Below are 12,279 nucleotides of genomic sequence, written 5' to 3'. Positions count from 1 at the left end.
GCTGGAAGCGCTCGCACGCGAGCGCGGCCTCACGCTGTTCGCGACCTGGCATTCGCGCTGCGCGAGTGCGGTGGCGCCGGCCCGCGCCTGGCTCGCGACGCGCGCGATCCGCGCGGTGCAGGTGCGCTGGAAAGAAGACGTACGGCGCTGGCATCCGGGGCAGCAGTGGATCTGGGAGCCGGGCGGCCTCGGCGTGTTCGATCCGGGCATCAATGCGCTGTCGATCGTCACGCAGATCCTGCCGCGCGAGCTCGTGCTGCGCGAGGCGACGCTCATCGTGCCGAGCGACGTGCAGACGCCGATCGCCGCCGAACTCGATTGCGTGGATACCGACGGCGTGCCGGTGCGTGCGGAATTCGACTGGCGGCACGGCCCGGTCGAGCAATGGGAGATCGCGGTCGACACGGCCGACGGCGTGCTCGCGATCAGCCGCGGCGGCGCGCAGTTGTCGATTGCGGGCGAGCCGGTCTGGCTCGGGCCCGAGCGTGAATATCCGGCGCTGTATGCGCACTTCCATGCGCTGATTGCGCGTGGCGAAAGCGACGTCGACGTGCGGCCGCTGCGGCTCGTCGCCGATGCGTTCCTGTTCGGCCGGCGCGTGCAGACCGACGCGTTCGGCCGCTGACCATGCGGGCGCGCCGCGGCGCGATCACGCACGACGAATCATTACGGCATGAGCCGACACCAAGGAGACACCGCATGAACCGCACGACTCACACGATTCGACGCCAGACGTTGCGCGCGCTGCTGGCCGCGCTTTGCATCGCGCCGCTCGGCATGCAGGGCGCCGCGCGCGCCGACGCGCCGCTGAAGATCGGCTTCCTGGTGAAGATGCCCGAGCAGGCCTGGTTCATCAACGAGCAGAACGCGGCGTCCGCGCTCGGCCAGAAAGAGAATTTCTCGGTCGTGAAGATCGGCACCCCCGACGGCGAGAAAGTGCTCGCCGCGATCGACAACCTCGGCTCGCAGGGCGCGCAGGGCTTCGTGATCTGCGCGCCGGACGTGCGCCTCGGCCCGGCGATCGCCGCGCGCGCGAAGCGCTACAACATGAAGTTCGTGACCGTCGACGACCAGCTCGTCGATTCGACCGGCAAGCCGTTGCCGAACGTGCCGCACCTCGGGATGTCGGCGACCAAGATCGGCAACCAGGTCGGCCAGGCCATTGCCGACGAGATGAAGCGGCGCGGCTGGAAGCCCGAGGAAGTCGGTGCGCTGCGGATCACGAACTACGAGCTGCCGACCGCGAAGCTGCGCACCGACGGCGCGACGCAGGCGCTGCTTGCGAACGGTTTCCGCAAGGAGAACATCTTCGACGCGCCGCAGAAGACGACCGACGACGAAGGCGGCTTCAGCGCGGCCGCGCCCGTGCTCGCGCGCCATCCGAACGTGAAGAAGTGGGTGGTCTACGCGCTGAACGAGGAAACCGTGCTCGGCGCGGTGCGTGCGACCGAGCAGTTGCACATTCCGGCGGCCGACGTGATCGGCGTCGGCATCAACGGCGCGGGCGAGGCGTTCGCCGAATTCCAGAAGAAGGAGCCGACCGGCTTCTACGGGACGATCGCGGTCAGCTCGACGAACCACGGCAAGGACAGCACGCAGAACCTCGTCGAATGGATCCGCAACGGCAAGACGCCGCCGCCCGACACGCAGACGAGCGGCAAGCTGATGACGCGCGCGAACTGGCAGGCCGTGCGCACCGAGCTCGGCATCTGAGCGGCGCAGGCGAGAACGCGATGACGACGCAGACGATGACGGCCGTATCCGATAACGACGGCGGCACATCGCCGCCCGGCGGCCCGCTGCTCGCGCTCGACGGCATCACGGTGACGTTCCCGGGCGTGCGCGCGCTCGATGCCGTGTCGCTGTCGGTGCGCGCGGGCGAAGTGCATGGGCTGATGGGCGAGAACGGCGCGGGAAAGTCGACGCTGCTGAAGGTGCTGTCCGGCGTGAACCAGCCGCAGGCCGGCACGCTGACGCTGAACGGCACGGTGCAGCGCTTCGCATCGACGCGTGCGGCGCTCGAGGCCGGCATCGCGATCATCTACCAGGAGCTGCATCTGGTGCCCGAACTGACGGTTGCCGAAAACCTGATGCTCGGGCAATTGCCGAGCCGGCTCGGCGTGGTCGACGAACGCACGCTCGCCGCGCGTGCGCTCGATGCACTGGAGCGGCTTGGCGAGCACATCGATCCGGGCATTCCTGTGAAGTATCTGTCGATCGGCCAGCGCCAGATGATCGAGATCGGCAAGGCGCTGATGCGCGACGCGCGTGTGATCGCGTTCGACGAGCCGACAAGTTCGCTGTCCGCGCGCGAAACCACGCAGTTGTTCCGGATCATCCGCGCGCTGCGCGCGGAAGGTCGCGCAATCATCTACGTCACGCACCGGATGGAAGAGGTGTACGAACTGTGCGACCGCGTGACCGTGTTCCGCGACGGCCGCCGCATCGACACGTTCGATTCCGTGACCGATCTCGATCGCGACCGTTTGATCGGCTGCATGGTCGGCCGCTCGATCGAGGACGTGTACGGCTACCGGCCGCGCGCCGCCGGCGACGTGCTGATCGAGGCGAAGGGGCTGGCGGGGCCTGGCTTGTCCGAGCCCGTGTCGTTCACCGCGCGGCGCGGCGAGATCGTCGGCTTCTTCGGGCTCGTCGGCGCGGGCCGCTCGGAGCTGATGAAGCTGCTGTACGGCGCCGCGCGTCCGAGCGCGGGGCACGTCGAGCTGAACGGGAAGCGGGTTGCGTTCGGGAGCCCGCGCGACGCGGTGCGCGCCGGCCTCGCGCTGTGCCCGGAAGACCGCAAGCAGGAAGGCATCGTCGCGATCGCGTCGGTGGCCGACAACCTGAACATCAGCGCGCGCCGGCATTTCAGCCCGGCGCGGATGCTGCTCGACGCGCGGCGCGAACGCGAGCTTGCGCAACGCTATATCGAGCGGCTCGCGATCAAGACCCGCGACGGCGACACGCCGATCGGCACGCTGTCCGGCGGCAACCAGCAGAAGGTCGTGCTCGCGCGCTGGCTGGCCGAGCGCATCGATGTGTTCCTGATGGACGAGCCGACGCGCGGCATCGACGTCGGCGCGCGCGCGGAAATCTACAACCTGTTCTACGAACTCGCGGAAGCGGGCCGCACGGTGATCCTCGTGTCGAGCGACCTGGCCGAGGTGATCGGCGTGTCGGACCGGATCATCGTGATGAAGGAAGGACGGATCGCGGGCGAGGTCGCGAAGGCGCAGGCGACGCCCGACGCGCTGATCAAGCTCGCGCTGCCGCGCTAGCGCCCCGCAACGATCAACCGGAATGCAAACGACATGAGCCAGGCAATGCAACCCCAACGCACGTCCCCGTCCCCCGATGCCGCCGCCGCGCCCGCGCGAGCGCGCGGCGGCGTGTGGCAGCTGATCAACCGCTCCGGCATCGTGATGGTGTTTCTCGTGCTGTTCGCGACGCTGTCGCTGACGGTGCCGGACTTCCTCACGTCGCGCAACATCCAGGGCCTGCTGCTGTCGGTCACGCTGATCGGCTCGATCGCGGTGACGATGATGTTCGTGCTCGCGCTTGGCGAGGTCGACCTGTCAGTCGCGTCGATCGTCGCGTTCTCGGGTGTCGTCGCATCGACGCTGATCACCGCGACGCACAGCGTCGTGCTCGGCATCGCGGGCGGCGTGCTCGCGGGCGGAGCGGTCGGGCTCGTCAACGGCGTGCTGATCGCGCGCTGGCGGATCAACTCGCTGATCGTCACGCTCGCGATGATGGAAGTCGTGCGCGGGCTCGCGTTCATCACGTCGAACGGCGATGCGGTGATGATCTCCGAGGAACGTTTCTTCGATCTCGGCGGCGGGTCGTTCCTCGGCATTTCGTATCCGATCTGGAGCAACATCGTCGGCTTCGTCGTGTTCGGCTTCCTGTTGCGCAAGACGGTGTTCGGCAAGAACGTGCTGGCCGTCGGCGGCAACGGCGAGGCCGCGCTGCTCGCGGGGCTGCCGGTGATGCGCATCAAGATCACCGTGTTCGTGCTGCAGGGGCTCGTGACGGGCTTCGCGGGCGTGATGCTCGCGTCGCGGATGAGCCTGGGCGATCCGAAGACGTCGGTCGGGCTCGAACTTGGCGTGATCTCCGCGTGCGTGCTCGGCGGCGTGTCGCTGACGGGCGGCGTCGCGACGATCTCCGGCGTGCTGGTCGGTGTGCTGATCATGGGCTCCGTCCAGGACGCGATGAGCCTGCTGAACGTGCCGACGTTTTACCAATATTTGATACGCGGTGGGATTCTGTTGCTCGCGGTGCTGTTCGACCAGTATCGTCGCAACCAGCGGCGCGCGATGAAGCTCTGACGAAAGCGCGACTGCCCGCGAACGCGACAGATATCGGGAGACGGCATGCAACAGACTCATCCGGCCGCGCAGGCGACGCTGCTGGCCGACAGCCGCAACACGCTCGGCGAAGGCGCGACGTGGTGCGACAGGACGCACGCGCTGTATTGGGTGGACATCGAAGGCGCGCAACTGTGGCGCTGCCGCGCGGACGGCTCCGACCTCACTCCGTGGACGATGCCCGAACGGCTCGCGTGCTTTGCGCTCACGCATGACCCGGACGTGCTGCTCGTCGGGCTCGCGACGCATCTCGCGTTTTTCGACCTGCGCAGCGGTGCGTTCACGCGGATCGTCGACGTCGAGCCCGAGCTGCCGACGCGGCTGAACGACGGGCGCTGCGATCCGTTCGGCGCGCTCGTGTTCGGGATGAAGGACGAAGGCAGCGAGCCGCCGCAAGCAGTCGGCGGGTTCTATCGGCTCAATGCCGACCTGACGCTGGAGCGGCTCGCGTTGCCGCCGGCCGCGATCGCGAACAGCATCGCGTTTTCGCCGGACGGGTCGAGGATGTATTTCTGCGATTCGCTCGTGCGCGAGATTTTCGTCTGCGATTACAGCCGTTCAGGTGTGACCAATGTGCGTTCATTCGCGCGCCTGACCGATGCGGACGGCGACCCGGACGGCTCGATGATCGATCGCGATGGCGGCCTGTGGAACGCGCAGTGGGGCGGCAGGCGTGTGGTGCGCTATGGGCCGGACGGTGTCGAGACGGATCGCGTCGCGGTGCCGACCGCGCAGCCGAGCTGCACGGCGCTCGACGGCGAAGGCCGCCTGTACGTGACGAGCGCGCGCACCGGGTTGAGCGACGATGCGCTGGCCGGCGACCCGCATGCGGGCGGCGTGTTCGTCGCGCAGACGCGGCACGCGGGGCTTCCGACTGCGCGGTTTGCGGGGATGCCCACGGCCTGAATGGCCAGCGATGACTGAGGGAGTCCATCCATTCGCGGACAAGAATCCGGCATGTTCGGAAGGGATGTATTGAACGCGATTTTGCTTATGGACTTCCGTCTTTCCGGCTCATGCTTGATCTGGTTCAGCCTTCCTTCATCCACTCCGGCTCCACATATTCCTTTACCCACATCCACTGACCTGGCTCAAACAAGTTCGTGTACTGGTTTCGCTCCGCTTGCTCGCGAGGGGTCAGCGTGCGGACATCGGGGAATTTATGCCCCTTCCGGATCATATGAATATCCGAGCTGGAAGTCTTGGTATATCCCTGCCAGATCCCCGTTTCAGGACACAGCATCCCCGTGCACAGATTCATCAACCCGTATTTGTGGCGCTTCACTTGTTGTTCTTCCAAGCGGCGCTGTTCGCGTTCCTCCGGTGTCAAAATCTTGTATGTGCGGCGTATCTCGACTATCCACAGTCGCTGCGGAAATGATCCATCCACCGGATTGATGTAACCAAGATCGACGTCGATCGGAAATTTACTCCCTGGAACGTCTTTTGAGCGATAGCGAAAGGACTGCAAGTTGGGAGCATCGGGGGTGCGCCCCCTCATTTCATTTCCATATTCACGATTTCCATCCCCGTCAACCCAATAGTCCTCTAGTTGGAGGAGCGATTTGATTTCCGTGTCAGGCAGATTGGCAACCCTTGCGTCAACGACAATTCTTACCCCAGCCGGAACGATTTTCACCTTATCGCGATTCTCACTGTAGTCATCTGGATCGTCGCCAGTGGAAAATTCAATCTTCGTGCCGCGCAGCGCACGATTTGCGTATTTATAAAGAAACCCTTTTGCGGGAGGATGCGTCCACGTTGTGTAATTTGTTCCGAAGACAATATGTTCGGGATCGTACGATGCATCATCGCGCAGGATCGCCATTGCTGTTTTAAGGATGGCGCGCAGCATGACACGCTGCTCTTCGTCTGTCGCCTGCATTTTAAATCCCTCCCCCAATGGCGTTAAGTGAAGCATCGTATCCTCCTGTGCATGTACCGGGGTTACGCACGAAAGCACGATCAGGGCGGTCCCAATAGGCTTGCACCACTTCCGCACACGCATAAGCATCTTCTTCATGTAACTGGCTCCGGTAACCCTCTTCGAAACTCACCATCTTGGCCGCTGCTTCTGGCGACACTCTCAACAGTTTGCACACCTCGGCCTGTGCAATTGGCACATCGGGCTTCACATAGACTCCGCCCGGTTGATTTTGTATGTATGAAATCATCCAGTAATAGTGAAATACCAACATGCGATGCAGCCCCGCCATCACGCGCGCGTCATCTGGGATAGCGGCTTTTTTGGCTACGTTGAAGACATCCGTGCGCGTGCCGTCCTTGTAAACTTTTGTTGCATGGGAAAACATTGCGTAATCGGCTGGATGTTGCCTAAGTAGCGTCACCATCCAGAACGCCTGCTGGCAGTGTCGTGCTTCGTGATAAAGCATGTCCGCGAATGCCTTCAGCGTCCCATCCAAGGCAGTCGCATTATCCGATGATGTAACAATTTTCGTGACTTCTCTCTCCTGGATAGCTATTGCCCAGTATCTGCCAACAAATGACGCGCTGACATCCGGGCGCATGTTGTATTTGGCAGCACCTTCCGTTGCATTAACAATATCGATCTTGGGAGTCACTCCATTTGACTTCATCGGGTCCGCTGAAGAACCTCTTGGCAATCCAAACGGCCCAGCCGCAAGGGCGGTATTCAATACATTGCCAACCGCAAGCGCGATGCTTTCCTTTGCCCCGTCGGATATCTTGCCGCTCAACGTATTGAACTTGCCCCACTCAATCCCCTTGAGCGCATTCTTCACCGCCATCGCATACGCCTTCGCCACCGGATACTCAACATCGCGGCGCACCGGCATGTCCGGTGGTGTATCGCCTTGTTTAGCCCGGTCGATGAAGTGATGGAAGCGCAACCCGAAGTTCAGCGGATCGCAGGTCGCGAACGCGGCCGGCTGACGCTCGGACGTCGCCCCCTGTTCCGGGGTGCCGACCCTCTTGCCCTTGATCGTTGTGGTGCGTTTGTCGGCGTTCGGTGCTTGAGCGGTGTAAGGCGTCGTGTTGTCGCGCACGACCGCCGCCCGGTTCACCGCAATCACCTTGTCCGGATCGCTCGCCGCCAGCAGTTCCACCGTGCCGAACGCGATGTCGTGGCTCGTCACTACTTCCGTTTCGCCCAACTCGTTGCTCACCCCCTCGATCACGCGGCCATTGTCGAGCGTGACCCGGTACGGCTGGTTCGGTAGCGCGAACCCGCTGTCGTGTTCCACCAGCACAAAGTGCGCGGCATACTGCCCTGGATTGTCGGGTGTGACCGGCAGGCGCATCGGTCGCACCTGCGCGGCGTCTGTCTGATGGCTGCCTGCGTGGATCGTGTGCTCGCCTGCGGTCTTTACGACATAGCCCCGCTCGCTGATGCGAACCTCCGTACTTCCAGCGTGCAGCACGATTTCGTCTGCCGCGTGCAAGTGGATGCTGTCGGCCGTACTCGTGACATTGATGGTCTTCTTTGCGGTGAGGTCAACACCGTCGGTCTGCGCTTCGATCCGCACTTTTCCGGCTGCGGCGACGAGCGCCATGCCGGCCTTGTGCACGAACAACGAGAACGCGGTCGACACGCTCGCGAACAGCGACCGCCCCACGGCAAGCCCGACGTGCCGGCCGCTTGTTATGGCAACATCCTCGCCGCTCGCAATATGAGCGCTACGCTCAGCCGCCAGACTGAATCCGGCTGGGCCGGCCAGTACGATGTCCGCCTCTGTCAATTCCGGGAAATCGTCCGGGCCGGCCGGCGTATTGCCGCGAATCACATCGTTGCGCGCCTTGATCGCCTTGGCCACGTCGCTCTGATCCGCGTCGAGCTGTTGCACCTGATGTCGCTGCGCCAGGCCCGTGAGGCTCTCCTGTAGTTCGCGCGCCCGCGTGAGTCGGCCTATGGCCTCCTTGGCGTCCTTCGCATGGCCCGGGCCGCCCGGTTGACCGTCTGTCGACACGAGCAGACCCTTCAACGCCCGAACCACGCCCCAATCGTCGGTGCGAAGATCGAAGCCTTTGCCACGCGCATCGGCACGCCCTTTCTTTCGGGTGATACGCCGAAGGTGCCCGAGACTGAGTTGCGACGTCCCGGCGTCGCTCGCAAGCTGCGTCTGGATTTGCTCGCGCGTATCGTCGATTGCCAGATGGCCCGACGCGTTGCCGTGGAGTTCTCGTCCGCGAATCACCGATATCGCGTGATTGTGCGGTTGGTCCAGTGCAGGCTGGCGGAACGCGTTGATGGCGCTCCCGATGATCACCGGCAAATCCGGGTCGCCGTAGTAGTGCGACACCGCCACTTCATGACCGATGCGCGGGATGAACGTCGCACCCATGTCGACGCCTTGCCACGGCGACAGCACACGCAGCCAGATGCCCGAATTCTCGTCGTGCTGACCTTGCCGGTCCCATTGGAACTGTACTTTTACCCGACCGTATTGGTCCGTCCAGATTTCCTGCCCGGCGGGGCCGACGACAATCGCTTTCTCCGGCCCACTCAAAACGGGCTTGCGTACGCTGCGCTCGAGCCGGAACGGCTCGTTCGTCGGCAACAGTTCGAACTGCGCGTCGGCGCGATAGGTCTGCGCGCTTCCGGCTCGCCCTGCGACTTCCTCGATATCGAGCGTGCAGGACACAACCACGTATTCACGATTCGCCGCCTGATGTGGATGGCCGATGAGCGTAAAGGTGTGGCCGACCGCGAGGCCACGCAGATTTCCTTTGCCGTTTACCCGTCGCCCGGCACAACGCTGCGCCTCAAGCCGCACGCGCGCGAAGTGCCGCGCCTCCCACTCCGTATCGTTCGGCTGGCCCGTCAGCCCTTGCGCATCGGCGAGCGGTTGACTGTAGTCTCCCCAGTCATAAATCTCGCCATCCGAGCTGGCCGTCGGACGAGGGTCTTCCACGGACACGTCCAGCCTCGCGCGTGGCCGCGTGTAGTCGTAATCCGTGACGCTCACGGCCCCTGTCGTCAATCGACTGGTCACGGACAGCGTGTGGATGTGCTCCTCGTCGATGCGCTGACCGCCGGGTGGCAGGTAGCGCAAGGTCTCGTAAGCCTCCCCGTGCGGTTGGTGTCCGCCCATCGTGTCGGACAAGACCAGACGGTGATGGCCGTCATCGTGTTCGAACCACCACCAGATTCCCCATTCTTCCCAGAGGCGTTGCAGGAACGCCCAGTCGGATTCAAACGTCTGGCGCTGTACGTCGCGTTTCGGGTAGACGCCCCGGAATGCGCCCAGCCGCTTATCGACGGGGTAGGGATACTTCGAGAGCACCGCGTCGGTGATTTCGACGACGGTCATATCCTGAAACAGGCGGCAATCTTGCGTGAGGGTCGCGCGATAGAGCCATGGCCGCAGTTCTAGTTCATACAGGATCGCCTTGCGATCCTGACCGGCAAGCCGCGCCACTTCGACCAATCCGGTGATCTCGCGCGTGCCTGCGCCGATGTTGCCGAGTCCGGCGGCACCCGCCAGACCCGGAATGAACTGCCCCTTGCCTTCGAGCTGGATCGATACGGTGACTTCCGTGCCGACCACCTTATCCAGATCGTGATTGGCCGTGAGGCTCGGCGAAACGGCATAGGCGTCGTCGGTGCGCAGTGTGACGAGGTAGCGGCACTCATCGAGGCGGCCGATGGTTTCGGTGCCTTGCAGGCGTACCGGAATGAACACCGGTAGCCGGTCCATCCCATAGGTCGGCAACGACGCGCCCGCGATGGACAGCGTGCGAGCCTGAGCAAAAATCCCCATTTAAGCTGCCCCCGTCGCTCGCTCACCCATGACAGTCGCACCGCACCCGGTCTTGTCGCCGTGATAACCCACGCGCCGACCGTGATGCGTGCGTTGGCCACTCGCCAGCAACGGGAAAACGTCACCGCATTTCGGACAACGGACACCATGGCCGTCAAGCGCAACACCGATTCCAAGATGCTTCAGATCACTGGCAGCTTCGATGACGGTGCCCCCATGATCGGTGGAGTCTCCAAGTCGAACCATTTCGAGGCCTTGTGCGTTTTTCATCGATGACACTTTCGAGGAATTGAGTCGCTCTTTTACCTCTCATCAAAGCGCCGCACAATTTTCAAGATGGGATTGGGTTATTTTCGATATTTTAATTAGTAGATCGACTGATAATTTCGTACTTATATGAGTTCGTTGCGAATGTGGCGCGTGTCGAGATTGATGTCACGCCTATGCGATTCACCGCCCGACCTGCTGGTAAGATGGCCCGCAATCCCACCCCGCCCGCACCATGAGTTCCGCACCGACCAAACCCGCGAACCCGAAAAACGCCACGAAGAACGCCGCCCGCGCGACGGGCGACAAGCCGAAGGCGCGCGTGCAGCAGCGCCTGACCTACGTGATCGGTGGTCTCGACCGGCTGCTGCGCCGCCACATGACCGACGCGCTCGCACCGCTTGGCATCACGCTCGCGCAATACACGGCGCTGTCGGTGCTCGAGGCGCGCGGCGCGTCGTCGAACGCGCAACTGGCCGAGCGCTCGTGGATCACGCCGCAATCGGCGAATGAAGTGATGAGCGTGATGGCCGCCCGCGGTTTCGTCACGCGTGAAGCCGACCCGTCGCACGGCCGCATCATCCTGCTGACGCTGACCGACGAAGGCGCGGCGATGCTGCGTGAATGCGAAGCCGTCCTGCGCCCGCTCGAGACGCGCATGCTCGGCGACATCTCAGCCGACACAGCCGCGGACGTGCAGCGCGCGCTCGAACTGTTCTCGCGCAACCTGCGCGGCTGACCCCCCTCCAGAAGCTTCATCGCGCGGGCCCGTGGGGCCCGCGTTCGCGTTGCCGGTCGCCTGTCCGTTCCCCGATTCCGTCGTTTCCGCCGCTTTCCGCTCCGGGTTTACACCGGCGCTCGTGTCGCTTGCAATATCAGGTAGCCTGATATTAAATGAAGCCGTCCGCAGCAGGGATGCTGCGCACCGAATCGCACAGGAACGAACGACAGGAAACGATATGAGCAAGTACGACAACCGCTGGCAGACCGTTGAAGTGAAGGTGGAGGCCGGCATCGCGTGGGTCACGCTGAACCGCCCGGACAAGCGCAATGCGATGAGCCCGACACTCAACCGGGAGATGCTGCAGGTACTCGACGCGGTCGAGTTCGACGACGAAGCGAAGGTGCTCGTCCTGACGGGCGCAGGCGCGGCATGGACGGCCGGCATGGACCTGAAGGAGTATTTCCGCGAGATCGACGGCGGCTCCGACGCAATGCAGGAAAAGGTGCGGCGCGACGCATCGGAATGGCAGTGGCGCCGGCTGCGGATGTACAACAAGCCGACCATCGCGATGGTGAACGGCTGGTGCTTCGGCGGTGGCTTCTCGCCGCTCGTCGCGTGCGACCTCGCGATCACGGCCGACGAAGCCGTGTTCGGGCTGTCGGAAATCAACTGGGGCATCCCGCCCGGCAACCTCGTCAGCAAGGCGATGGCCGACACGGTCGGGCACCGCCGCGCGCTGCACTACATCATGACCGGCGACACGTTCACCGGCGTGGAAGCCGCCGAAATGGGTCTCGTGAACAGCAGCGTGCCGCTCGCCGGGCTGCGCGACGCGACGATCGCGCTCGCCGCGCGGCTGATGGACAAGAACCCGGTCGTGCTGCGCGCGGCGAAGCACGGCTTCAAGCGTTCGCGCGAACTCACGTGGGAGCAGTGCGAGGATTACCTGTACGCGAAGCTCGACCAGGCGCAACTGCGCGATCCGGAGCATGGCCGCGAACAGGGGTTGAAGCAGTTCCTCGACGACAAGACGATCAAGCCGGGCCTGCAGGCCTACAAGCGCTGACGCAACCCGACGAGAGACACGCATGGCAGGAGACAACATGACCGACAGACGGATGCTGATCGCCGGCGAGTGGTGCGCCGCCCGCGACGGGCGCACCTTCGACCGATTCAA

10 protein-coding genes are annotated in these 12,279 nt (G+C 63.8%); 7 read left to right on the top strand and 3 right to left on the bottom strand.

Going from position 1 to position 12,279, the window contains the following annotated elements; genetic code table 11:
* The 5 genes from G3N99_RS24260 to G3N99_RS24240 form a co-directional block, all read left to right on the top strand.
* The coding region (locus G3N99_RS24260; protein ID WP_206123664.1) for a gfo/Idh/MocA family oxidoreductase at positions 1-625 on the top strand (625 nt) is incomplete at its 5' end.
* Between the two features lie 74 nt (positions 626-699).
* On the top strand, positions 700-1,713 hold the full coding sequence (locus G3N99_RS24255) for an arabinose ABC transporter substrate-binding protein (protein WP_206123663.1): 1,014 nt from the start codon (positions 700-702) through the stop codon (positions 1,711-1,713).
* Positions 1,714-1,733: 20 nt separating this feature from the next.
* Positions 1,734-3,278: an L-arabinose ABC transporter ATP-binding protein AraG gene (gene araG, locus G3N99_RS24250; protein WP_206123662.1), complete on the top strand. Its 1,545-nt coding sequence runs from the start codon at positions 1,734-1,736 to the stop codon at positions 3,276-3,278.
* A 33-nt stretch (positions 3,279-3,311) separates the two neighbouring features.
* Complete coding sequence (gene araH / locus G3N99_RS24245; protein ID WP_174941906.1) at positions 3,312-4,331, top strand: L-arabinose ABC transporter permease AraH; 1,020 nt, start codon at positions 3,312-3,314, stop codon at positions 4,329-4,331.
* A 45-nt stretch (positions 4,332-4,376) separates the two neighbouring features.
* Positions 4,377-5,276 (top strand): SMP-30/gluconolactonase/LRE family protein, encoded by a 900-nt coding sequence (locus tag G3N99_RS24240; protein WP_206123661.1) that lies wholly within the window; start codon positions 4,377-4,379, stop codon positions 5,274-5,276.
* A gap of 124 nt (positions 5,277-5,400) precedes the next feature.
* Here G3N99_RS24240 and G3N99_RS24235 read toward each other — a convergent pair whose 3' ends face one another.
* Genes G3N99_RS24235 through G3N99_RS24225 form a run of 3 tightly spaced genes read right to left on the bottom strand, consistent with a single transcriptional unit; the run spans position 5,401 to position 10,381 of the window.
* Positions 5,401-6,291, bottom strand: coding sequence for a hypothetical protein (locus G3N99_RS24235; RefSeq protein WP_241011828.1), 891 nt, complete (start codon positions 6,289-6,291; stop codon positions 5,401-5,403).
* The gene (gene tssI / locus G3N99_RS24230; RefSeq protein ID WP_206123660.1) at positions 6,257-10,111 is read right to left on the bottom strand and encodes a type VI secretion system Vgr family protein; all 3,855 of its coding nucleotides are present in this window, start codon (positions 10,109-10,111) and stop codon (positions 6,257-6,259) included. Before tssI ends, G3N99_RS24235 begins: the two co-directional genes overlap by 35 nt.
* The gene (locus G3N99_RS24225; RefSeq protein ID WP_174941897.1) at positions 10,112-10,381 is read right to left on the bottom strand and encodes a PAAR domain-containing protein; all 270 of its coding nucleotides are present in this window, start codon (positions 10,379-10,381) and stop codon (positions 10,112-10,114) included.
* Positions 10,382-10,613: 232 nt separating this feature from the next.
* Between G3N99_RS24225 and G3N99_RS24220 the strand changes: the two genes are divergently transcribed.
* Together G3N99_RS24220 and G3N99_RS24215 are read left to right on the top strand one after the other, a co-directional pair.
* Complete coding sequence (locus G3N99_RS24220; protein WP_043186357.1) at positions 10,614-11,117, top strand: MarR family winged helix-turn-helix transcriptional regulator; 504 nt, start codon at positions 10,614-10,616, stop codon at positions 11,115-11,117.
* A gap of 220 nt (positions 11,118-11,337) precedes the next feature.
* Positions 11,338-12,168: a p-hydroxycinnamoyl CoA hydratase/lyase gene (locus tag G3N99_RS24215; protein ID WP_206123659.1), complete on the top strand. Its 831-nt coding sequence runs from the start codon at positions 11,338-11,340 to the stop codon at positions 12,166-12,168.
* Positions 12,169-12,279: the final 111 nt, after the last annotated feature.

Origin of the sequence: Burkholderia sp. Ac-20392, assembly GCF_017104585.1 — a bacterium.
Classification (GTDB): Bacteria; Pseudomonadota; Gammaproteobacteria; order Burkholderiales; family Burkholderiaceae; genus Burkholderia; species Burkholderia lata.
The sequence above is the reverse complement of the archived record's forward strand: the minus strand, read 5'-3'. Positions and strand labels throughout refer to the sequence as shown.

Excerpts from the sequence above, each read along its gene's own strand:
- G3N99_RS24225 (WP_174941897.1), bottom strand. The coding sequence starts at position 10,381 with ATGAAAAACGCACAAGGCCTCGAAATGGTTCGACTTGGAGACTCCACC.
- G3N99_RS24240 (WP_206123661.1), top strand. The coding sequence starts at position 4,377 with ATGCAACAGACTCATCCGGCCGCGCAGGCGACGCTGCTGGCCGACAGC.
- tssI (WP_206123660.1), bottom strand. The coding sequence starts at position 10,111 with ATGGGGATTTTTGCTCAGGCTCGCACGCTGTCCATCGCGGGCGCGTCG.
- G3N99_RS24220 (WP_043186357.1), top strand. The coding sequence starts at position 10,614 with ATGAGTTCCGCACCGACCAAACCCGCGAACCCGAAAAACGCCACGAAG.
- G3N99_RS24255 (WP_206123663.1), top strand. The coding sequence starts at position 700 with ATGAACCGCACGACTCACACGATTCGACGCCAGACGTTGCGCGCGCTG.
- G3N99_RS24215 (WP_206123659.1), top strand. The coding sequence starts at position 11,338 with ATGAGCAAGTACGACAACCGCTGGCAGACCGTTGAAGTGAAGGTGGAG.
- araG (WP_206123662.1), top strand. The coding sequence starts at position 1,734 with ATGACGACGCAGACGATGACGGCCGTATCCGATAACGACGGCGGCACA.
- G3N99_RS24235 (WP_241011828.1), bottom strand. The coding sequence starts at position 6,291 with ATGCTTCACTTAACGCCATTGGGGGAGGGATTTAAAATGCAGGCGACA.
- araH (WP_174941906.1), top strand. The coding sequence starts at position 3,312 with ATGAGCCAGGCAATGCAACCCCAACGCACGTCCCCGTCCCCCGATGCC.